This is a genomic window from Streptomyces sp. DSM 116793 (assembly GCF_057320905.1).
In genome coordinates this window covers 4,310,590-4,332,405 of record NZ_CM170494.1, presented here as the reverse complement: position 1 = coordinate 4,332,405, position 21,816 = coordinate 4,310,590, and the positions used below count along the sequence as shown (strand labels likewise).

The window sequence follows — 21,816 nt, the reverse complement described above, 5'->3', positions numbered from 1 at the left end:
TTTCTCGTAGCGGTTTTCGACTCTCGTATGAGCGTTCGGCGCCCTTGAATTCATATCCGTCACTGCCGTCCTTCTGATAAATCCCGTACCACCCCGGGGGAAACCGTGGACACCCGGAATTGGCGCGTCCGCACCCGCCGGAACCGGCCACATTCCGCACCGTTCGACCGGCCGCTATCTTGGTGCGCATGAGTCAGGAGCCGTCCTCTTTAGCTCTTCCGACGTACGATCAGCTTCTTGACGAGCTCAAAGCCCTGCGCAGACCCGGGCTCGCCGATCTCCGCAGCACGGAGCGCCCCGCCCTGCGCGCGGCCGCGCAGGCCGCGGGTCTCTGCGAGGGGCCCGACGCGATACCCGCCGGCATAGAGGCGCTGCTGGCCGCCGCCGTCCGCAGGCTCGGCGAGAACGACCTGCTGGGCAGGGCCGCGGCCCAGACGTTCGGCCTGGCGCAGGGCCGCAGGGGCGCCCCCGCGGTGGAGCGCCGCAAGGCCGCCGCCGCGCTCTACGGCGTCAGCCCCGAGCGGTTCCGCAGACAGCAGGAGCCGCAGGTGATCCAGCAGCTCGCCGAGGCGGTGCTCGCGGTGCTCCGCCGGCCCTTTCCGCCGGCCGGCCTCGCGTCCGGCCCCGCGGCGGGTGCCGCCGCCGCGCCGGGCGCGGGCCCCGGCGGGGGCGGGAGCCTCGGCGCCGGGCTCGGCGTGGGGCTCGGGACCGGCCTCGGCGCGGGCCTCGGCGCGGGACTCGGCCCCGGTGGGCCCGGCGGCCCAGGCGGTCCCGGTGTTCCCGGCCCCGGCCCCGGCCCGGGCACCGGCACGCGGCTGCACCCCGCCGCGCACGAGCCGCCGCTGCACATCGACGGCGTACGGGTGGGCGAGCTGGGCGCCATCACGGTCCATGTGTCGCCCATCGAGCTGCTCCGCGACATCGACATCCTGGTCTCGCCCGAGAACATCTACCTGGAGCTGTCCAAGACGTTCCACCCCACCGTCTCCGGCACCCTGCGGCTGGCCGCCGCGGACCGCGACGCGGCGGGGGAGATCCACGACGACGTGCTCGCCAGGGAGTTGGGCGGCTGGCTGCGCGAGCACGGCAGACCCGGGCTCCCGGTGCGGCCCGGCACGGTGGTGCCCACCTCCTCCGGGCGGCTGATCGAACGGGGCGTCAAACGGATCTACCACGCCGCCGTGGCCACCCCGCAGGGCTGGGACTACCAGGTCCAGCCGGAGACCGTGGCCCGCGCGGTCGCCGAGTGCTTCGCGCTGGCCCGCGCCGAGCGCGGTCACCTCGACGCCACCCTGTCGTCCCTGTGCTTCCCGCTGCTCGGCGCCGGCCGCGGCGGACTGCCGCACGCCACCAGCGCCACCTGGCTGACCTGGGCGATCCGCGACGAACTCGCCCACGACGACTCCTGGCAGGTGCACCTGGTGGTCAGGAGCCGCGACGTCGCCGAGGCCATCGGCGCCCTGTGACTCCCCGGGGAACCCGGGCGACCCGGGCACCTCTGGCACCCGGGTCGCGGACACCCCCGGCACCCCGGGCACCTCACCGCCGCCAGCTCGGTGCGGCCAGCCGGACGCCCGAGCGGGCCAGCCGCCGTTCGACCGCCGCCAGTTCCCCGCGCAGCGGCACCCCGTAGAGCCGTACATCGCCCTCTTCCCCCCGCACCATCTGCAAGCGCGGACCGGCCGGGCGCCGGTCCAGGTGTGCCGCGTACCGGGCCCGGCCGAGCGCGGTACGCGGCACCAGGCGCTGGTTGGCCGAGCCCCGCCAGGCCAGGGCGGTCGGCTCGGCGGCCCGGAACCGGCCGGTGATCAGCGCGTCGGCGTGCCGGACGGCCGCCGCCCGCGCCGGGTCCGCCGCCACCTCCTGCTCCTCGTAGCCCGTGTAGACCAGCAGGTCGGGCGCGCGTCCCGCGGCCCTGCCCAGGGCGGCGGCGCCCGCGAGCAGGGCCGCCAGCGGGCCCGGCTGGTCGAGCGGCTCCCCGCCGCTGACCGTCAGGCCCTCCGCACCGGCCTCCAGCGCGGCGGCCCAGCGGCCGAGCAGCCAGCGCACCGTGCGCGCGGTGCCGCCCGCCGGGTCCCAGGTGTGCCGGGACATGCAGCCGGGGCAGGCCAGGCCGCAGCCCTGCACCCAGATGCCCAGCCGGGGGCCGGGGCCGAGGGTGTGCAGCGGGAAGTGCGTCTGGCTGACCCGCAGCACCTGTGCCGGCGGCGTGTCCGGCGTCTTGCCGCGGGCCTCGCGCGGCGGCGTGTCCGGCGTCTTGCCGTGGGCCTCGCGCGGCGCCTCGTCCCCTGCCTGGCCCGGGGTCCCCGGTGCCTCACCCGGTGCCCCGGTGGGTGCCTCGTCCCGGGCGTGGGCGGAGGCCCCGTCCCGCGCCGCGCGGGGCGCCCCCCGCGCCGTAGCCGTACCCTCCGGTGTGTCCGTCACCTGAACCGTCCCCTCCCCTCGGTTGCCGCTCCCGGCTGTCCGGCGCCGCGCACGGCACCGCATCACCCCGCCGGCGTGCGACCGCGCGAACGCGGCGGCGTACGCGCCGGACAGCGATGCGACTCCGCCGCATACGACGCGCTCCGCATACGACGCGCGCTGAACACGGCCCGCGCCGAATGAGCGCCGCGCCGAATGAGCGCCGCGCCGAATGAGCGCCGCGCCGAACGCGTGCCGCCCGGGCGCCCGGGCAGGCCGTGCCGGTGGGCGATATCAGTATGTAGGCGGCGGGGAAAGGAAACCGGTCGGCTTCCGGTCGAAAGCCGGTCGCTTTCCGGTGCGGCCCCGAATTCCGCTTTTCCGCGGCGCAATTACGCGGCGTTCTCCCGTACTCTCTCCAGCACGGCGGGCCGGAAACACGAACTCCCTTCCGCGGCCGCCGTATTCACGGGGCGTCATTCATGGGGGAAGGCATGTCATGATCGCAGCAGAGAGAGTGGGAGGGGTGGTGCGCCGCGGCACGGCCGGGCCGCTGGCCCGCGCCCGGGCCAGGCGGCGCGGCAGGCGGGACGCCGCCGGCGGCATACCGCACGCGCCGCTCACCGTCCGCATCGGCACCGACCCGGTACCCGACCTGGTGCTCACTCCCTACGTCCGTGAGGTGTGGGACACCGCGCGGCAGAGCACCCAGCAGATGCGGTCCGCGCTGATCGGGCAGCGCCGGGAGCTGCTGGCCCGGCTGCGCGCCGAGTCCGTGCGGGTCGTCACCCAGTACGACGTACGGCGCTCCCCGGCCCCCGCCGCGCTGGCCCGGTACGGCCACTGGGTGGCCGGCTGGCGCACCGACGTCGACCTGTGCCGCTCCCGCGCGCAGGCCGTCGTCGATCACTGCAACCAGCTGCTGGCCTGCTACTGGGACGCGCTGCGCGCCGTGGACCCGCGGCTCGCGGCGCCCGCCGGGGACCCGGGGGCCCGGCCGCTGCCCGCCCGGGTGGAACTGGACGACTCCTGGCGCCGCCCTGTGACGTGGCTCCTGGACGACGACCCGCAGACCGCGACGGCCACGTCACGCGCCCTGCGGATCCTTCAGCAGCGCGAGGGAGACCTTCGGCAGCGGGGCGGAGAGGAGAACACGCGATGACGAGGAACGCCCGGGGCCGGACCGTCCACCACAGCCGCAGCCGGGTCCACGGCGGCCAGGACCACAGCCGCACCGAGGGCCGCGAGGCGAGCCGCAGCCGCATCGGGGGCAGCGACGAAAACCGCAGCCAGGGCCAGAGCCAGGGCCTGGCACAGAGCCGGAGCCAAGCCCAAGCCCAGGCCCAGAGCGAGAGCCAAGCCCAGGCCCAGAGCCAAGCTCAGGCCCAGAGCCAAGCCCAGGCCCAGAGCCAAGCCCAGGCCCAGAGCCAAGCCCGGGACCAGAACCAAGCCCAGGTCCGGAACCAAGTCCAGGCCCGGAACCGCAAGCAGGGTCACAACCGCAGGCAGGGCCACAACCGCACCGGTGGCCGCGCCCGTCCGGGTGGCCCGGGCCGCGTCTCCCGCCTGCTGCCCGCCGCCGTGGCCCTGCTGCTCGCCGCAGCCGGCACCGCCTGCTCGCAGCTCTCCAACGAGCCCACCAGGTACACCCTGGCCTGCGGTGTGGTGGTGGACGGCTCGGGATCGGCGGCGCCGGGGAAGAAGGGGTTCGACTCGCGGGCCAAGCTGACCGCGAAGCTCCAGCCGTTCCTGGCCGACCACAAGTGCCGCAAGGTGTCGTTCGCGCCCATCACCAAGGTGTCGCAGACCTCGCCCTGCCAGGTCAGCACGCTCGACCTCGACCCCGACCTGCCCGACGAGGCCGACCGCGACAGCACCCGGGTGAGCATGCGTGCCGTGGCGCTCTCCACCGCCCGCAGGCTGCTCGACTGCGCCGAGGAGCGCAACCCCGGCTCGGACGTGCTCGGCGGCCTCTCCCGGATCGCGCTGGCCAGGCCGTCCGGTGACGCGCCGTTCGCCGTCCTGGTGGTGAGCGACTTCGACCAGGGCGACACCGACTTCCGCCTCGGCGAGAAGGACCTGACCACCGCGGGCAAGCGGAAGACCGTCATCGACCGCTTCCTGACCACCCACGGCACACCGCACCTCTCCGGCGCCGACGTCTACCCCACCGGGTACGGCATGGCGTACGAGAGCGCCCACCGCTACCCGCAGTTCGACGCCTTCTGGAAGGAACTCCTGGAAGAAAGGGTCAAGGCGCATGTCCACACCGACTACCGGTAGCGGCGACGACCGCCAGGCCCTGCCCTTCCGGATCCGCCGCCGTGGCGACGACGGGCGCACCCGCGGCCGCGGACCCGGGCGGCGCGGTTCCCGGGGCGCGCCGTACGGGAGCCTGCCGCAGCCCGAACCCGTCGAGCCGGAGGCGATCCGGGCCACCGACCGGGACGCGCTGCTCGCCGGCGCCCGGCGGCACGGCGCCGAGGCCGCCGCGCGGGGCGTGTACGACCCCTGGGTGCTGGCGGGAAGGGACCAGGTGCACTACTTCACCGAGCTGGCCGGCCGGCGCGACCGCGTCAGGCGGCGGCTCGTGGTGGCGGACGCGCGCGCCGACGAGGATGCCCGCCTCGCCGCCTCCCGGATCAGGGCGGAGGCGACGGCCGCGGACCAGCGCCGAGAACAGGCCGCCGTCCGGCGCGCCGAGCTGGTCGAGCAGCGCGCGCGGACCGCCGCCCAGCTCGACCGGGTGGCCCAGCGGGCCGACCGCTGGCAGGACTTCCGCGACTCCGTGCGGGAGGGCTTCGAGCGCCGACGGCTGCGCGAGCGGCTCGCCGGCATCGACGACGCGTCCGCGAAGGCGGTCGGGCGCCTCTCGGACGACGACCTGACCGCCGAGGAAGCCGTGCGGGTCTCCTCCGCGGCCCGCGCCAGCGCGGCCTGGGAGGGCGAACCGGCCTCCTCGGCGATGGGCCGCTGGGGCCGGATGATCGTCCTGCTGGGCCTCGCCGTGGTGGAACTCCCCGTCTACTACACCGTCTTCGAGAACCTGCACGGCATCGGCCCGCTCGCCAACCTGCTCTCCGTCAGCCTCACCTTCGCCACCGCCGCGGTGATGATCCTCGCCCCGCACATCACGGGCCGGGTGCTGCGGCGGCGTGCCGCGACCGGCGCCGTCAAGCTGTCCGCCGTCCCCGCGCTGGGGGCGCTGGTGGCCTGGGGGTACGGGGCGTGGGCGCTGGGCGAGCTGCGCGCCAAGGTGGTCTTCAAGAAGCCCACGCCGCCCACCCTGCCGCCGGACGTCGCGGACACCGTGCCGGAGAGCGTGCGGCACCCGCAGGGCATCGTCGAGTCGCTGCACCTGGACCCGCACAGCGTCACGCTGATGTTCGTGGCGCTGCTGCTGCTCTCCGGCGGCATCGCGTTCCTGCTCGGGCTCGCCGAAGAGCACCCGTACCTGGCCGCGTACCGCGGCATCGGCCGGCGGATCGCCCGGGTGGACCGCGCGATCGCGGCGGACGCCGCACTCGCCGCGCAGGCCCGGGAGGCCGACGACGCGCTCGCGGCCCGGCTCGCGGACCGCAAGGCGGCCCAGGAGGCCCGGCTGCACGCCGTCGACGACCTGTACGAGGCGGCCGCCCACGCCTACCTCGACGGCATCGCAGGCGCCGCGAAGGACCCGGCGATGACCGAGGCGGTCATGCGGCTCGCCGGCCGGTGGCCTCTGCTGCCCGAGCGGCCCTACGCGCCGGCGGGCGGGGCGTATGACGGCGCGTGAGCGCGGGCCCGAGGGGCTCGGCACCGGCGCCGGCGCGCGGGGTGGCGCCGGCGCCGGTGGTGCCGGCGGTGGTGCGGACGCCGGTGGGGGCGTCGGCGCCGGTGGGGGCTCCGGTGGTGCGGGCGCCGGTGGGGGTGCCGGCGCCGGTGGCGGCTTCGGTGGCGCGGGCGCCGGCGGCGCGGCGCCGGAGACGACGTACATCCTGATCACGCAGTGCCTGCAGAACGACTTCTTCCTGAACCTGGACTGCCGGCTCTCCCTCCCGGACGCCGCCGTGGCGAAGTTCCTCGCGGACCCCGAGAGCGCGGAGGACCTCCCCGCCGACGGGCACCGCAGGACCCCGTCCGCCGCGGGGCTCGAGCGCTCGCCCCTGGCCCGCTTCCTGGACGCCACCGTGGGCGCCCGGCTGCGCGGCCTGGGGGACGGCGTCCTGCACCTGGTCAACATCCGTGACTGGCACGTCCCGGGTGAGTCCTACGAAGTGGAGCGCCGCCAGTACGGCGCGCACTGCGAGGCGGGCACCTGGGGCGCGGCGTACATCGACGGGTTCGGGCGGTGGCTGGCGCCCGGGGAGGGGGACAGGGCGGTGGACGCGGACGGGGCGCGGGAGCCTGGCGGGGCGGACGGCGTCGGCGAACCGGTCCGCCCCGGTGATCCGGGCGACTCCGGTGATCGGGGAGACGCCGGTGGCCCGGTCCGCCCCGGTGATCCGGGAGACGCCGGTGGCCCGGGCGGCGCCGGTGGCCCGGGCGGCGCCGGTGGCCCGGGCGGCGCGGGAGCCCCGGGTGGCGGGCGGGTGCTGGGTGGCGGGCGGCTGCATGTGCACCACATCCGTTCCAACTCCCTCTTCGACCTCCAGCACCACACCGGTGGCCGCCCCGTCCCGAACGCCCCCTCCGCGCTGTCCGTGCTCCTCGACGACCTGCTCGCGGACGGCCGGCACGAGCGCGCGCACGTCGCGGTGGTCGGGGTGCTCACCGACATCAAGGTGCAGCTCACACTCACCGCGCTGCGCTCCCGATACAACGTCCGCAGGCTCGTCGTCTCCGACGCGCTGACCGCGAGCAGGACCCTGGACCGGCACCTGTCCGCGCTGGACTTCTGCGAGCGCGTGCTGCGTGCCGAGGTGATGAACGGCCTCGCCGAGCTGGCCCGTTTCGTCGGCTCCCGGCCCGCCGACGACCGGCGGCTGACCCGTGGCGGCGACGCGGAGTACGCGGACCACTCCGGCTACTTCCAGGACCGGCAGGGCATCCTCTCCTACGAGGACGCCAGGCTGCGCGACTACCGCGTGCGCGCCGCGGGGCGTCTCAGACAGGCCCAGCACTCGGCCGGCTTCGCCGGCAGGTTCCTGCTCGGTCTCGGCGCCGTGCTGATGGTCGCGGCGCTGGTCCTGTCGCTGCTTGGGGTGCTGCTGCCGGGCCGGATCCAGTGGCAGGTGCCCGCGCTGTTCGGTGCCCTCGGGGCCGGGCAGATCGTCACCCTCTTCTTCACCCGCCCGGTCCGCTCCCTCCAGGACGCCCTCGCGGAGGAGACGATCTACCAGATGATCCTGGAGAGCCGGAGCCTGAAGGTGGCCCTGGCCCGCTTCCACGTCACCTCGGCCGGCTCGCTGCGCCGGCACGGCGACGCCGCCCGCCAGCTCGACGCCCTCGAACGCCAGCTCGCCGTGCTGGACCGCATCGACGCCGCCGACTTCGACCGCCTCAAGTCCCTCGGCGTCCGCGTGACCGCCCCGGCGCCCAGCCCGGACACCACGGGGTCCCCACCGGCCTGAGCCGGCGGGGACCCACCGCGACCCGGGGGGCTTCTGATGGATCTCCGTGCGTCCGTGGGCACGCGTGAATCGGACGGGGCGGGCCGACCCCCGGTGACCCGCCGCTGTCGGCTACAGCTGGGTACCGATCCCGGTCAGCGCACGCACTTCCATCTCCGCGGCCTTGTCCGGATCCGCGGGGTGCCTGCTGAACACGGTGCCGAGGTATCCGCACACGAAGGAGAGCGGAATCGACACGACGCCCGGATTGGTGAGCGGGAACCAGTGGAAGTCGACGCTGGTGAAGATCGACGTCGAGGTTCCCGAGACCGCCGGCGAGAAGAGGATGAGCACGAGGCAGGACGCCAGACCGCCGTAGATGCTCCACAGCGTTCCCGAGGTGTTGAAGCGTTTCCAGTACAGCGTGTAGAGCATCGTCGGCAGGTTGGCGGACGCGGCGAGCGCCAGGGCCAGCGACACGAGGAAGGCGACGTTCTGACCGTCGGCCACGATCCCGCCGGCGATGGCCAGGCATCCGATCACGATCGCCGTGAGGCGGGCGACCCGGATCTCGGACCGGGGATCGGCCTTCCCGCGTCGTATCACATTGGCGTAGACGTCATGCGCAAAGGAAGCCGAGGCGGCCAGGGTCAGACCGGCCACGACCGCCAGGATCGTCGCGAAGGCCACCGCCGAGACGATTCCCAGGAGCACGACTCCACCGATACGGAAGGCGAGCAGAGGCGCTGCGGAATTCTCCCCGCCCGGGGCGTGCACAATGGCGTCGGAACCGACCAGAGCCGTGGCGCTGTAACCGACGACCATGATTCCCAGGTAGAACGTGAACATCGACCAGGAGCACCACACCACCGAGCTGCGTGCCTCCTTGGCGTTGGGCACGGTGTAGAAGCGCATCAGCACGTGCGGCAGGCTGGAGATGCCGAGCACCAGCGACAGAGCCAGCGAGACGAAGTCGAGTTGGCTCGTCGCGTCCGTGCCGTACGAGCTGCCCGGATCAAGCAGTCGTCGGCCCATCGGGCTGTGCTGCGTGGCCTGTTCCAGGAGCGCGGAGAAGTCGAATCCGAACTTGCCGATGAGGAAGACGCTGATGAAGGTCACACAGACCAGGAGCAGAGTGGCCTTGATGATCTGCACCCAGGTGGTGCCCTTCATCCCGCCCACCAGGACGTAGAGGACCATGACGATCCCCACGCCCGTGATGAGGAGCGCCTGCCCACCCCTGGTGTGCACGTCCAGCAGCAAGGCGATCAGCCCGCCGGCGCCGGCCATCTGGGCGAGCATGTAGAAGAGCGTGATCACCAGGGTGGCGTTGGCCGCCGCGGCCCGCACCGGGCGCTGTTTCATACGGAAGGCCATCACGTCGCCCATCGTGAACCGCCCGGTGTTGCGCAGTCTCTCACCGATGAGCAGGAGGGCGACCAGCCAGGCGACGAGCCATCCGATGGAGTAGAGGAATCCGTCGTAGCCATGGACGGCGATCGCCCCGGAAATACCCAGGAAGGAAGCGGCGGAGAGGAAGTCGCCGGACATCGCGATGCCGTTCTGCAAACCCGTGAAGGCGCTGCCGGCGGCGTAGTAGTCGGACGTCGTCTGGTTTCTGTTGGTGACCTTGTAGACGACGAACAGGGTGATGGCGACAAATATCAGGAACACGCTCAGATTGAGCGTGGGACTACCGGTCGCGGGGGCCGCGAGCTGCGCTGTCATTGCTTGCCGGCTCCTGCCAGGTCATTGATCCTCTGCACCTCCGGATCAAGCTTCTTCCGGGCGAAACGCTGGTACGAGAGGACGATCGCGATGGTTGTCGCGAACTGCATCAGGCCAAGCACGGTGCCGGTGTTGATTTCGCCGAGCAGCTTGTGACTCATGAACGTGTGGGCGTAGGCGGACAGCACGGCGAACGCCATGTACCAGAGGAAGAAGGCGGCACTCATCGGAAAGACGAAGAGCCGGAGCCGTCTGCGTAGCCGCAGGAACTCCGGGCTCTGCTGAATCGCGCGGTAGGCAGGCTCGGCTGCGTCGCGGGCGCCGATGAACTCCCCTCCAGCAGGCCGCTCGGACGTTTCGGCGGTGGGCGACCCTACCGGTTTCGACACGTTCCCCTCCTGGGGTTTTCGGGCAGGACGGCCAACTGGGTGCTCCTGGGGCGAGAGACGGGAAGGTGTGAGCCGTGGCCCGTTGAGCCGTGGAGAGTGTAGTGAGGTGCCGCGCGCCGTCAAACAACGCCCCACCATTCACATGGTGCGCACAAAATCTACACGCGGCTCTTCATGTGCCCCCGAGTTCTGCCCCCTTCGGCCATGTGTAGCCTTGGATGCTTATGAGTTGAGGGAGGGTTGATCTTCTCTTTGTTGAGTATTTACCGTCTTGGGTATTTGCGTGCCCGGTGCCGCCCGTTCGGTTGCCGGGTAAGGCGAACCTGCGGGTGCGGGATTGCTCGTCACTGCCCGGGGTGGAGTGGGGGCGGCTTGTTACCGATCCCTCGACTGCCCTAAACTCGCCCGCGCTACCCAGTACGTGACGAGCAGACACATTATGGGCGGGGGATCGGGCCGGGAGAGAAGGGGAGGGCGGCGCGCACCAATGGATTTCCTGTGGCGCACTCCCCGTGTCGACCGGCCGGCTGGGATCCCTTGGCTGAACCTTCGCTTAGCTCTTGAGGTGCTTCTCCACCGGCCGTGCGTCGCCTGCTCGTAGGGTTCGCGCACCGTGCGTGACCGCGGGTGGTCGCGCCATCTCGCTGGCATCGCCTTTTGCTGCCGAGCATTCCAGATCCTGTTCAGGGGAAACCCAGGAGAAACGGCACCGTGATAGGTCCCTGTGAGCAAGCTGTTCCGACTGCGGGGCTCGGCTCGTGACCGCGGCGAGGCATGCGGCCCCGCGGCCGGCCGGGCCGTCGCGGTGGGCCAGGCTCGTGCAGTGGCGGAACTGGCGGCTGCTGATGAAGCTGGCGGCGGTGCTGATGGTGCCGGCGCTGCTCGCCGTCGCCCTGGGCGTCGTCCAGATCCAGGGCGACGTCGCACGCGCCAACTCGTACGCGGACATGCAACGACTGGTCACGATGCGCGGCGAGACGCGGACCCTGCTGGAAGCCCTGCAGATGGAACGCACGATGTCCGTCGAACGGCTGAGCGGCAGCGTTCCCCTTGAGCCCTCCGCCCTGCGGCAGCAGACGCGGCGCGTCGACAGCGCCGGGACCGCTGTCATGAACGCCAGGAACCAGGACGTCTCCCTCGCGGGCGTCGCGGCGAGCCGCTACCGGGACGCCGCCGGCCTCCTGACCCGCCTGCCCGCCCTGCGCGAGCGGGTGGCGTCCGGCCACATCTCTTCCTGGACCGCCCTCAACGACTACAGCACGATCATCAGGGGGCTGCTCAATCTGGACCAGGCGCTCTTCAGCCCGCTCAGCGCTACTCAACTGTCCAGGTCGGCGACCACGTTGTACGACCTGGAGGCGGCCGAGGAGCAGATCCACCTCCAGCACGTGATTCTGCTGCAAGCGGTCGGCCCGGACCATTCGATGACCCCGGTGCTCGGCAGGGCCCTACAGGAGTCCGACGTCCGCCTGCGGGACGCGCTTGGCGACTTCCGGACCGTGGCCACCCCCGGGGAACTGGACGACTACCAGAAGACGGTCACCGGCCCGGCCGTCAGCGGGCGGGCGCGAGCGGTGAGCGCCGCGCTGGCCGTCGCCTCCGGGGCGGGCGCCCGGCAGGGTGCCACCACCTCGCTGCCGTTCGCGGCCGAGCGGTGGAACCACGACTCGGAACACACCGGAATGCTCGTCGGCAAGGTGGGGGACGACCTCACCCGCACGTTGCTCACCACGTCGGCCAGGCTGCAGGACCAGACGAGCAACCGCGCAGGCGCGGCGTCCGTGATCGTCTTCGCGGTGCTGCTGCTCGCCCTTGCCATCGGTCTCGCGATCGGCCGGCATCTGCTGCGGTCGCTGACCGTCCTGCGGACGACGGCACTCGACGTGGCGGAGCACCGGCTGCCCGCCGCGGTCCTGAGCATCCGCGAGGGGCAGGTGGCGGACGCCGCCGTCGACGTTGTACCGGTCCACACCACGGAGGAGTTCGGCCAGCTCGCCAGGGCGTTCGACACGGTGCACTCCCAGGCCCTGCGCCTGGCGGCGGAGCAGGCCCGGCTGCGCGGCGACCTCAGGAACACCCTGGTCAACCTCTCCCGGCGCAGCCAGAGCCTGGTGGACCGCCTGCTGCTGCTGATGGAGCAACTCGAGCGCCGCGAAGAGGACCCGGACCAACTGGCCAGCCTCTTCACGCTCGATCACCTGGCGACACGTATGCGGCGCAACAACGAGAATATGATGGTGCTGTGCGGCAGCACGCTGGTGCGCCCATCCCAACAGCGTGTGGCGCTGGACACCGTGCTGAGGGCCGCCGTCTCCGAGATCGAGCGGTACCAGCGCGTGCTCGTCCAGCCCAGCCCGCCCGTCGACGTGATCGGGTACGCCGCCGGTGACCTGGGGCGGCTCGTCGCCGAACTGCTTGACAACGCCACCGCGTTCTCCCCGCCGCACACCCAGGTGATCATCGGCGGTACCCGGGAGTCCGACGGCTCGATACTGATCGAGATCCAGGACGAGGGAATCGGAATGAGCGAGAGCGACCTGGCCATGGCCAACCAGCGGGTGGCGGCGGAGGCCGTCACGGACACGCCCGCGTCCCGGCAGCTGGGACTGTACGTGGTCGGTCGCCTGGCCCATCGGCACGGCATCGCCGTCAACCTCCGCTCGCAGCCGGGCCGCAGGGGACTGGTGGCCCGGGTTCGTCTGTCGGCCACGCTGGTCAAGGCGCAGGCGCAGGCGCCGGCCCGCACCGACCGGCGGGGCACCATGGCCGAACGGCCGACCGCCGCCAGGATTCCGGTGCCGGCGAGCGGCGGCCGGATGGACGACGGCAAGACGGCGTCGCGCCGGCCGCGGCCGTTCGTCGGCACTGCCCCACGGCCCGCCCCGGCCGACGAGGGCACCGCCCGGGAGCCCGTCGGCCTGCCTGTCCGACGCCCGGCCGGGCGAGCCGCGCAGGAGCCCGACGGACCGGCCGACCGCACCCGGGCCGGGTTGCCCAGAAGGCCCCCGCCCGCGACCCCCGCCCCACCGGCGCCCCGGGCTGAGCGGTCCCCCGCCGCGGACGGGACACCCGCGGGCTTGAACGCCAGCCGCGCCCACAGCTTCCTCAGCAGCTACCAGGCGGGCCTCCGTCGGGCGCGACCCGACCAGACACAGAATCCATCGGCGACGGGCAGGAAGAAGCCATGACATCACCCCACTCCGGGGAGGTGAGTCAGTTCGGATGGCTGGTCACCAACTTCACCGAGCGAGTTCCCAACGTGGCGCACGTCGTGGTGATCTCAGCCGACGGACTGCTGCTCACCGCATCAGACCGGCTGGAAGACGAGCGTGCCGAGCAACTCTCCACCATCGCGGCCGGTGCCATCAGCCTGATCCACGGCGCCGCCCGCTGCATCGACACCGGAGACGTGCGGAGCACGGTGATCCAGATGGAGCACGGCAACATGCTGATGATGTCTATCCGAGACGGCTCGTGCCTGGTCGCCCTGGCAGCCCCGGACTGCGAAATAGGCCAGATCGCCTACGAGATGTCCGTGCTCGTCGACCAGGTCGGCGAGATGCTGACCCCGGAACTCCGGGCCGAACTACAGCAGTCGCGGCAGAGTGCCGCCCGGTAGCGCGGACGAGAAGAACATGAGCACCGGTGGAGGCCAGGCCGGGCCTCGCAGAGATCAGGACGCGGACGACGAACAGACCTTCGCCGACGTGCTCAACGCGTTCAGTTTCGGCAACGCGCGACGCAGGCGGAAGACGTCCGGCGCTCCCGGCACGCCGCAGGACACGGCGCAGCAGGAGAAGGAGGAACCCTCGCCGGCGCCTGCCGACGAGTCGTTCGGGCAGGCGCCCGCGGGGGACGACCGGCCGGCCACCTGGGAACCCGGGAGCGCCGACCGGGCGGTATCGGCCGCATCCGTCCGCGCCTACGTGTGGACGGGCGGCCGGACCAGGTCGCGCCACAACTTCGAGGTCGAGACCCTGGTCACCGCTACCGAACCGATCAGCGACGCGGTCACACAGCCCTACCGCACGGTGCTCGGGCTGTGCCGGGAACCGAGGTCGGTGGCCGAGGTGGCGGCGCTGCTCGCGATGCCGCTCGGCGTGGCCATCGTCCTCCTCGGTGACATGGCGGATCGCGGGATGATCGTTGTGCACGAGGCGGCGACCGGCGCCGGCGGCGCCCCGAGCCGCACGGTGATGGAGAGGGTGCTGATCGGACTGCGTCAGCTCTGAAGGACCCGTCCTCACCCTCGGGGCGTCGCCGGGGTCACCAGGACCCGTACACCTCGAACTCGTACAGGGAGTCGCCCCACTGACCGGCGTCCACCTGGTCGGCCTTCAGGGTGAAGTAGTTCAGGCCGTCCAGGTAGCAGCGGATCTGCTCCTCAGACGTCGACCTGTCCAGCTCCACGGCGTACGTGTGGTAGCCGCTCCGGCACCCGGCGCACGGCCGCCCGCCGCTGAGAGCGCTCTGTGTGAGAGCGCTCTCAGGAGCGTGTTCCCTGGGTGGTCCGGTGTCAAGGAACGTGAGCGGAACGGGGGTTGGGAGCGCGCGGGGGTGGGGCGGGGCGGGAGCGGGCGGCGCAGGGGGACGGTGGAAGGTGCGGTCCGTGGGACGATCGGGGGCGTCGCGCGCGGGGTCCGAGGGAGTGCTCGCGGGGCAGGCGCGGGTGCGGGCGGGCGCGGGCGGGCGCGGGACCCCTGAGCGCGTGGCGGTGGGGAACCGCCCGTCGGGCGTCCGGGAGCGGAACACCGGGCGCGTCTGTCCGGAAGCCGAGGTCCGCCGACATACGATTTCCGAACCATTCGGATTCGGAATTTCCGGAACAAACCGTATCGCCGAACGCCCCGGCGAAGCCCGCGCCCGGCCGAGGAGACGGACATGAAGGCACCCGCGCAGAATCAGTTCGCCATCGACGTGAGCAAGATTCGCGAAGAGGCCAGAAAACACATCACACGGGGCCCCGTGACCCCCGCGAACACGTCTGACCTGGACCGTCTCATCGATGTGCTCAACCAGGTCGTCGCCACGGAGATGGTGTGCTACCTGCGGTACACGCAGAACGCGATCGTGGCGCAGGGCATTCACCGTGAACAGGTGGCCGCGATGTTCCGGGAGCACGCGGACGAGGAACTCGACCATTTCCGCCGGGTGTCGGACCGCATCAACCAGTTGGGCGGCAGCCCCGACATGGACCCGGGCTCCCTGGTCGCACGCTCCCACACCGAATACGCGGCGCCCGCGGACACGGACCTACAGGGCATGATCCGCGAGAACTTCGTCGCGGAACGCATCGTCATCGAGACGTACACGGAGATCGTCCGCTGGATCGGAGAGAACGACCCGACGAGCCGCCGCCTCATCGAGGACATCCTCGAAGAGGAGGAGGAACACGCAGACGAACTGAACGACCTCTACCAGCCCACCCCCACAGACGAGCCGTAACACCCCGATGACCTCAGCCCCGAAAGGGGGGCGGGTAACTGCGCGAGAACCGGGACGGGTGGGTGGTTGGTCGACGGCGGGGTGGGGCTGGGCCCAGGGCTTCGGCGCAGTCGCGTGACGTCCGTTTCGTGGTCATGTGAGTCCGATGAGGCGAGAGGGCGGCTGGCGTCGCGGGCGTTGCGCCGGAGGCCGGCGGCGACGCTGCCCGTCCCGGCGAGGCGAAGGGCGCCGACGGCGGGGTTGCGCCAGGTCGCCATGGCGCGGGGTGCGGAGCCGGTTCGCAGCTGGGAGGCGTCTTCGGCGAGCGTCACGTCTCGGACGTGGTGCAGGGCCTCGGTCTTCCAGTGGCTGCGGATCAGCCGAGCGAGTTCGGCGGGTGTGGCCTGTTCCGCAGTGAGGCTGGTGACCGCGTAGACGGTCTTGACGCCGACCTTGCCGTCGACCGCCACTGGCATGCAGCCGGCCGTCGACCCCAGCGCGCCGGTCGGCCGGCCAGCGGCCCACCGCCCGGTCCAACGCGTCGCCGTCGATGCGGCCCGGCAGCCGACGCACCGTCGCCTCCGCCGGCAGGCACCGCTTCGGGGACAGCGGATCGGGCCGTACGCCGAGACGCTCCAGGACGGACGGCGGGGCGTCGGTGATCCAATCGCCCACCGCCGGCAGGGAGCCAGCAGGGAGGTCGCTCCGGCCGGAACCGCGCACGCGGTCAGCGCAAGCACGACGACCAGAGCGTGCCGTACGCCGCGCGGATCGCGAGGGTCGGGCACCTCGGCCAGAGCTCCAGCAGGCCCGGGATCTCTCCGGGTACGGCCCCGGGATGCTCGTGGAGTTGGTTGAAGGCAAGCGGGATCGGCGATGACGCGTCGGCAGGCACGGTTCATTCGCCCGCGGTGTCCTCGGCCTCCCAGCGAAGCAGGTCGCCTGGCTGGCACTTGAGCACCTCGCAGAGCGCGGCGAGCGTCGCAAAGCGCACCGCCTTGGCGCGGCCGTTCTTGAGGACCGCCAGGTTGGCGGGCGTGATGCCTACGCGGTCTGCGAGCTCGCCCACGGACATCTTCCGCCTGGCCAGCATCACGTCGATGTCGACGGCGATCGGCATCAGATCACCTCTTCCAACTCGGCCTGCATCTGCGCCGCTTCGACGTCGCGGGCGACGGCCTGGGCGAGCAGCATCCGCAGCACGAGCACGATGAGCGCTACTCCCAGGATGGCCACGCCGATCCCGCCCATGATGAGGGTGACGCCCGGGTCGTCCCGCTGGCCGGGCGCATTCAGGGCCGTGACCGCGAACCACACGAGAGCAGCCGCGACGATCGCGCCGATGATGACGTCCACGTACCGGAAGGCGGCGTGGGAGAACACGGTTCCGCGTCGCACCATCGTTACCAGTCGCCATATACAGACCAGGGCGACCTGGGCCGCCCCGATGCCCAGGATCGTGATCACGCGCAGCGGGGTCAGCGGGAGCGACCCGTCCTCCGGGTCACTCCCGCTGACCAACGCCCACACCATCAATGCCTGTACGAACAGGGTGCCGGTGAGCACCACCACGAGCACGGCGCGAAGCGCGCGCACTGTCAGCTTTCCCATGCCCCATCCTCCCATCGAGCTACGATGGGAATCTATCGAATTTCGATAGATAAAGCAAGGCTGGATCGGAGGGCGAGCGGCGGCTTCACACCATGGCGGGATGCCGCCGCCCCCTCCCGCGGCATGGCCCGATGCGAAGGTTCTCGATCTTGCCGAAGTCGACCTCGCCCAGCCATAGATCGGACGCCATCCGACCACGCCGAAGCCTTGGGGGTGGGTCTGATGACGGGCGCGGGGAACTGCGCGAAAACCCCGACGGGTGGGTGGTTGGTCGACGGCGGGGTGGGGGTTGGGCCCGATGAGGGGCGCGGGGAACTGCGCGAATACCCCCACTGGCGGGTGGTTGGCTGACGACCGGATGGGGCTGGGCTTTGGAAGGGGCGCGGGGAACTGCGCGAATACCCCCACCGGTGGGTGATTGGCTGACGACCGGACAGGGCTGGGCCGGATGAGGGGCGGGGGGAACTGCGCGAAAACCCCCACCGGCGGGTGGTTGGCCGACGCCCGGACAGGGCTGGGCCGGATGAGGGGCGCGGGGAACTGCGCGAAAACCCCCACCGGCAGGTGGTTGGCCGACGCCCGGACAGGGCGGGGCGGGCGGGTGGGCAATTCAGCTCGCCGGATCCACAAGCACCCGCAGAACCCCCTCGACCCACCGAACCAACTCCCCCTCCTCACCCCCCACAAGCCCCCGCGTCCCCAACACCCTCCGCATCAACCACACCCCCGCAAGAACAGACAGAACCAACTCCGCCCGCTCCTCCACCCCCCGCCCTCCCAACCGCTCCGCAAGCTCCCGCCCGACATGCCGCCCAACCCCGTCCCGCACGATCTCCACCGCCCGCGGATTCCCCGCGGACCGCAGCATCAGCAGGAACGGATCAAGTGGTTCCGCCCCGGGCGCGGTCCGTGCGACGAGCGCCTCGGCCGTGTCCCGGGCCAGGGTGTCCGCCGCCCCGGTCACCACCGTCCGCGGCGCGAAGGATACGTCGACCACTTCGGCGAAGAGCTGCTCCTTGGAGCCGAAGTACCGGTTGATCAACATCGCCGTCACCCCGGCGTCCCGGGCGATCTCGCGCACCCCCGCCCCGTCGTACCCACGGCGCGTGAAGGCGGCCGTCGCGGACCGGAGGATCGCCTCCCGCGTCGCCGTGGAGTCGCGCGTCCGCCTGGGCGTGGCGCCGGCCCCGCCGTTGCGCCCGCCGTTGCGAGGGTCTGCAGAAGAGGTCATGTCTACCAGCGTATACATCACTCCGAGCCATGTATACACTCGTAGACATAGCGCGCAGCGGCACGGCGCATGGCGCGTCCGAGACAGGGACCACCCGGAAGGGAGGACGAGGAGACCTCATGGACATGCAGATGACGGGCAAACGGGCCCTGGTGACCGGATCGAGCTCCGGACTCGGCGAGGCGATCGCCAGGATGCTCGCCGCGGAAGGCGCCGAGGCCGTGGTGCACGGCCGCGACGCCGACCGTGCGAAGGCGGTGGCCTCCGCCATCCGGGCCGCGGGCGGCCGGGCCGGCGTCGCCCTGGGCGACCTCGCGACCGACGCGGGCGCCGACGCGGTCGCCGCGGCCGCACTGTCCGGCGGACCGGTCGACATCCTGGTCAACAACGCCGGAGGCTACGGCCACCTCTCCTGGTCGGAGGCGACGCCCGAGCTCTGGACCAGGACGTACGAGGTGAACGTGGTCTCCGGGGTCCGGATGATCCAGCGCCTGGTACCGGCGATGCGGGAGCGCCGCTGGGGCCGGGTGATCCAGATCGGCGGCGGCCTCGCCGTACAGCCCACGAAGGCCCAGCCCCACTACACCGCGTCCCTCGCCGCCCGGCACAACCTGGCGGTCTCGCTGGCGCGGGAGCTCAGCGGCTCGGGCGTGACGTCGAACGTGGTGGCACCGGGAGCGATCCTGGTGGACTCCGTCCAGCGACTGCTCACCGACATCGCCCCGTCCCACGGCTGGGGCGAGATGTGGAAGGACATCGAGCGGGCCGCGGTCGAGGAACTGGTGCCGAACGACACCGGCCGGCTGGGCCGCCCCGAGGAGATCGCGGCGGCCGTGGTCTACCTGGCGAGTCCCCTGGCGGACTACGTGAGCGGGGCCACACTCCGTGTGGACGGCGGGACGATCCGCTCGGTCCAGTAGTCGCGGGCGCGGGCGCGGGCGCGGGCGCGGGCGTGTGGGCGGGCGCGGGCATGCCCGCGGGCGCGGGCGCGGCGGCGCGAGACGGGGCCGAGCGGGCGCGGGCCGGCCGGCCCTGCTGTCCCGCCAGGGCCGTGCCCGCACGGCGGTGCCGCGCCGCCGCGCTGGCACCGCCCCGTCCGTCGGCCCGGCGTCAGTCGCCCGGCTGCCCCCCGGCCCGCCACCCCAGCGCGGGCCCCAGCCGAGTCGCCATATCGGTCAGGATCTGGACGTAGTCCTCGTGCTCGAACGTGAACGGCAGCGCGAACGCGACCTCGTCGACCTCCCGGAAGGCGGCATCCGCGTACAGCCGCTCGGCGATCTGCTCGGACGTGCCGACGAGATCGGCGGCGAAGAGCATCCGCGCCGGCCCCTGCGGCGCGGCCGTACGCGGCATCCGCTGCCGTGCGAACGCCTCGTACTTCTCCCGCTGCTCCGCCGTCGCGCTGTCCGTCGGAATGACCACGAGCCCCTGGGAGACCCGGGCCCGCTCCCCGTCGGGATGGTGCGCGCGGAAGGCGCGGATGTGCGAGAGCTGGATCTCGGCGAACCGCTCGGACTGCTCGGCCTTAACGACACTGCTGGTCAGCAGGTTCATGCCGTGCTCACCGGCCCACCGGGCGGACCGCAGGCTCCCGCCGCCGTACCACATCCGTCCACCGAGGCCGGGCGAGTGCGGCTGGACGCGGTCGGAGAACACCTCGAAGCCCTCCGTGCCGGCGAAGTCGGTGGCCGGCTCCCCGCGTACGAAGGACAGCAGCCGCCGCACCCGCTCGTAGCCGAAGTCCTCCGCCTCCGCGGTGTCCGGGTACAGCGCGGGCCCGACCCGTTCGAGGTCCCGCGGCGGCCCGACGCTGACCCCGGGGTTGAGCCGGCCCCCGGAGAGCACGTCGACGGTGGCGAGGTCCTCGGCGAGCCGGAGCGGGTTCTCCCAGCCCACCGGGATCACTGCGGTGCCGAGCTGGATCCTGCGGGTGCGCTGCGAGGCGGCCGCCAGCAGGGCGACCGGTGAGGAGATGCCGTACTGGAGATGGCGGTGGCGCACCCAGGCGCTGTCGAAGCCGAGTTGCTCGCCCAACTCGATGATCTCCAGCGTGCTCTCGTGACCGGGACGGGGGTCCGCCCCGTCGAACAGCCCGATGGTCAGAAAGCCCAGCTTCCGCAACGGCTTCGAGCTCGGCGGCACGGCGTCCTCCCAGATCCGCGGCACGGCCGCCGGACGGCCGCACGCCTGCGCTGATCCAATTGTGTCCGACGGGTGCCAGGGGGCCTCGGCGGGTCGGCTGCGACGGGGCGTACGACGGGCGGCCGGCCAGCCAGACGGCCGGGTGGCCAGACGGCCGGGCGGCCGTGCGCGGCGGCGGGCGCCCGTCAGCCCTGGCGGAAACAGCCCGCCGGCAAGGCGGCCCCCGTGGCAGACAGATGCCTGAGGGCCGCGGCGAAGGAACGGCAGTCGAAAAGGGCGGAGTGCTCTTCGCCGGCACCGGGCTTGGGCAGGCCGAGGACCTTCCACAGGCGGCCCACGTTTGCGGACCGCGTCGCGGGAGCAACAGTGTTCAGCCAGGGCCGGATATTCAGGAAGCCGGCGGCGAGGTAGCTGTTCTCAAGCTCCTCTCCGCGCGCGCGGATCCACCCCACGTTCTCCCCGAGCACGACCATGTCGTTGCCGTACGAGAGCACGGACTGGCCTTTGCAGAACCCCAGGAAGTCACCGATCGCCTGAGCCGGAGCGAGGCCGTCCCGGTCCACCGTCTCCTGGCCGATGCCGGTGAGCTCGGTGAAATACGGGGACAGCTGCGGATTCACGGTGGGCCGGACCAGCGCTTCGTACTCGTCCACCACAGAGAAATCCTCATCCAGACGCAGAGCGCCGATCTGCACGATCTCACGGAGCTGCCCGGGGGCTGCCCAGTCCTCCTCAAGAGCTCCCGGCCATGACGTGAACTCGAGATCAAACACCACACAGGTGGCCAACGCCGACACTTCCATTCCCTCTAGGCGATTTCTCCGGCGATTTCGCAGTACGCCGCGCGCGGCCGGCGCGGGCGGCCGCGCCGGCGGCCGGGCCCCATTCTCATCGCCGGGCACGGAGGCCGGGCGCGGTGCCGCGGCGACCGGGGCCGGGCGCGGTGCCGGGCACGGTGCCGCGGCGGCCGGCCGCACCGGACCGGCGTGTTCCGGCGCGGTCACGGTGACGAGACCGGTGGGGCCGCTCCGTCAGGACCGGCGAGTCCTCCACATCGGCCCTCCGGCACTTCCGTCCGACTCCGGACCGTGGCCGCGGGGACCGGGAAGTTATCGGCACCCGCACCCAACGCCATGCCGCCGGCGCAGGACCGCCCCGGAGCCAACGGGTTGTCCATCCGCCCGGATCGGCCATTCGATCGTTTGAACTGCGCGTTCATCCACAGAGGCCTACAGAGGCCTGCGAAAGAGTTTCGGCTTTTCTCGCGAATCTTGCGAGAGGCATTGACGCCGTTCGCCGTTTCTCTATCATCCAACGTGGTCGACACTTCGACCCTTGTTCGATACTGCGAACGAAC

General features: G+C 72.1%; 20 protein-coding genes. 10 read left to right on the top strand and 10 right to left on the bottom strand.

Features of this window, described 5'->3' with window-relative positions; translation table 11 throughout:
- Nucleotides 1-188: 188 nt before the first annotated feature.
- Nucleotides 189-1,466 (top strand): macro domain-containing protein, encoded by a 1,278-nt coding sequence (locus ACSMXW_RS16750; protein ID WP_485807373.1) that lies wholly within the window; start codon nucleotides 189-191, stop codon nucleotides 1,464-1,466.
- A 73-nt stretch (nucleotides 1,467-1,539) separates the two neighbouring features.
- Here the strand turns inward: ACSMXW_RS16750 and ACSMXW_RS16745 are convergent, their stop codons facing one another.
- Nucleotides 1,540-2,424, bottom strand: a complete 885-nt coding sequence (locus ACSMXW_RS16745) for a 4Fe-4S cluster-binding domain-containing protein (protein ID WP_485807371.1) — start codon at nucleotides 2,422-2,424, stop codon at nucleotides 1,540-1,542.
- 478 nt (nucleotides 2,425-2,902) lie between these two features.
- Between ACSMXW_RS16745 and ACSMXW_RS16740 the strand changes: the two genes are divergently transcribed.
- From ACSMXW_RS16740 to ACSMXW_RS16725, 4 genes are read left to right on the top strand one after another with little or no spacing between them, the layout of a single operon-like run.
- On the top strand, nucleotides 2,903-3,565 hold the full coding sequence (locus ACSMXW_RS16740; protein ID WP_485807369.1) for a hypothetical protein: 663 nt from the start codon (nucleotides 2,903-2,905) through the stop codon (nucleotides 3,563-3,565).
- On the top strand, nucleotides 3,562-4,686 hold the full coding sequence (locus ACSMXW_RS16735; RefSeq protein WP_485807368.1) for a hypothetical protein: 1,125 nt from the start codon (nucleotides 3,562-3,564) through the stop codon (nucleotides 4,684-4,686). The genes ACSMXW_RS16740 and ACSMXW_RS16735 overlap by 4 nt, the downstream gene beginning before the upstream one ends.
- Nucleotides 4,664-6,178, top strand: coding sequence for a hypothetical protein (locus ACSMXW_RS16730; protein ID WP_485807367.1), 1,515 nt, complete (start codon nucleotides 4,664-4,666; stop codon nucleotides 6,176-6,178). Before ACSMXW_RS16735 ends, ACSMXW_RS16730 begins: the two co-directional genes overlap by 23 nt.
- A complete protein-coding gene (locus tag ACSMXW_RS16725) occupies nucleotides 6,165-7,955 on the top strand; it encodes a hypothetical protein (RefSeq protein WP_485807366.1) in 1,791 nt (596 codons plus the stop codon). The genes ACSMXW_RS16730 and ACSMXW_RS16725 overlap by 14 nt, the downstream gene beginning before the upstream one ends.
- Before the next feature lie 111 nt (nucleotides 7,956-8,066).
- On the opposite strand, the gene ACSMXW_RS16720 is transcribed toward ACSMXW_RS16725, so the two are convergent.
- Nucleotides 8,067-9,662 carry a solute symporter family protein gene (locus ACSMXW_RS16720; protein ID WP_485807365.1) on the bottom strand — a complete coding sequence of 532 codons (1,596 nt, stop codon included), beginning with the start codon at nucleotides 9,660-9,662 and terminating at the stop codon, nucleotides 8,067-8,069.
- Nucleotides 9,659-10,051 (bottom strand): DUF485 domain-containing protein, encoded by a 393-nt coding sequence (locus ACSMXW_RS16715; RefSeq protein ID WP_485807363.1) that lies wholly within the window; start codon nucleotides 10,049-10,051, stop codon nucleotides 9,659-9,661. The genes ACSMXW_RS16720 and ACSMXW_RS16715 overlap by 4 nt, the downstream gene beginning before the upstream one ends.
- Nucleotides 10,052-10,869: 818 nt before the next feature.
- Here ACSMXW_RS16715 and ACSMXW_RS16710 point away from each other — a divergent pair.
- From ACSMXW_RS16710 to ACSMXW_RS16700, 3 genes are read left to right on the top strand one after another with little or no spacing between them, the layout of a single operon-like run.
- Entirely contained in the window at nucleotides 10,870-13,239 is a 2,370-nt protein-coding gene (locus tag ACSMXW_RS16710; RefSeq protein WP_485807361.1) for a sensor histidine kinase, read from the top strand.
- Complete coding sequence (locus ACSMXW_RS16705; RefSeq protein ID WP_485807359.1) at nucleotides 13,236-13,670, top strand: roadblock/LC7 domain-containing protein; 435 nt, start codon at nucleotides 13,236-13,238, stop codon at nucleotides 13,668-13,670. The genes ACSMXW_RS16710 and ACSMXW_RS16705 overlap by 4 nt, the downstream gene beginning before the upstream one ends.
- Nucleotides 13,671-13,686: 16 nt before the next feature.
- The gene (locus ACSMXW_RS16700) at nucleotides 13,687-14,283 is read left to right on the top strand and encodes a DUF742 domain-containing protein (RefSeq protein ID WP_485807357.1); all 597 of its coding nucleotides are present in this window, start codon (nucleotides 13,687-13,689) and stop codon (nucleotides 14,281-14,283) included.
- Between the two features lie 34 nt (nucleotides 14,284-14,317).
- Here the strand turns inward: ACSMXW_RS16700 and ACSMXW_RS16695 are convergent, their stop codons facing one another.
- Nucleotides 14,318-14,461, bottom strand: coding sequence for a hypothetical protein (locus ACSMXW_RS16695; RefSeq protein ID WP_485807355.1), 144 nt, complete (start codon nucleotides 14,459-14,461; stop codon nucleotides 14,318-14,320).
- 471 nt (nucleotides 14,462-14,932) lie between these two features.
- On the opposite strand from ACSMXW_RS16695, the gene ACSMXW_RS16690 reads away from it, so the two are divergent.
- Nucleotides 14,933-15,496 carry a ferritin-like fold-containing protein gene (locus ACSMXW_RS16690; RefSeq protein WP_485807353.1) on the top strand — a complete coding sequence of 188 codons (564 nt, stop codon included), beginning with the start codon at nucleotides 14,933-14,935 and terminating at the stop codon, nucleotides 15,494-15,496.
- On the opposite strand, the gene ACSMXW_RS16685 is transcribed toward ACSMXW_RS16690, so the two are convergent.
- The 4 genes from ACSMXW_RS16685 to ACSMXW_RS16670 form a co-directional block, all read right to left on the bottom strand.
- A complete protein-coding gene (locus ACSMXW_RS16685; protein ID WP_485807352.1) occupies nucleotides 15,466-16,377 on the bottom strand; it encodes a transposase family protein in 912 nt (303 codons plus the stop codon). The two genes, ACSMXW_RS16690 and ACSMXW_RS16685, sit on opposite strands and share 31 nt — an antisense overlap.
- The gene (locus ACSMXW_RS16680; protein WP_054237256.1) at nucleotides 16,374-16,595 is read right to left on the bottom strand and encodes a helix-turn-helix domain-containing protein; all 222 of its coding nucleotides are present in this window, start codon (nucleotides 16,593-16,595) and stop codon (nucleotides 16,374-16,376) included. Before ACSMXW_RS16680 ends, ACSMXW_RS16685 begins: the two co-directional genes overlap by 4 nt.
- A complete protein-coding gene (locus ACSMXW_RS16675) occupies nucleotides 16,595-17,086 on the bottom strand; it encodes a DUF2975 domain-containing protein (protein WP_485807350.1) in 492 nt (163 codons plus the stop codon). Before ACSMXW_RS16675 ends, ACSMXW_RS16680 begins: the two co-directional genes overlap by 1 nt.
- A gap of 610 nt (nucleotides 17,087-17,696) precedes the next feature.
- Entirely contained in the window at nucleotides 17,697-18,317 is a 621-nt protein-coding gene (locus ACSMXW_RS16670) for a TetR/AcrR family transcriptional regulator (RefSeq protein WP_485807348.1), read from the bottom strand.
- A gap of 119 nt (nucleotides 18,318-18,436) precedes the next feature.
- Here ACSMXW_RS16670 and ACSMXW_RS16665 point away from each other — a divergent pair, with 119 nt between their 5' ends.
- Entirely contained in the window at nucleotides 18,437-19,237 is an 801-nt protein-coding gene (locus ACSMXW_RS16665; RefSeq protein ID WP_485807346.1) for an SDR family NAD(P)-dependent oxidoreductase, read from the top strand.
- 190 nt (nucleotides 19,238-19,427) lie between these two features.
- Here ACSMXW_RS16665 and ACSMXW_RS16660 read toward each other — a convergent pair whose 3' ends face one another.
- Nucleotides 19,428-20,459, bottom strand: a complete 1,032-nt coding sequence (locus tag ACSMXW_RS16660; protein WP_485807344.1) for an LLM class flavin-dependent oxidoreductase — start codon at nucleotides 20,457-20,459, stop codon at nucleotides 19,428-19,430.
- 185 nt (nucleotides 20,460-20,644) lie between these two features.
- Complete coding sequence (locus ACSMXW_RS16655; protein ID WP_485807342.1) at nucleotides 20,645-21,262, bottom strand: exonuclease domain-containing protein; 618 nt, start codon at nucleotides 21,260-21,262, stop codon at nucleotides 20,645-20,647.
- Nucleotides 21,263-21,816: the final 554 nt, after the last annotated feature.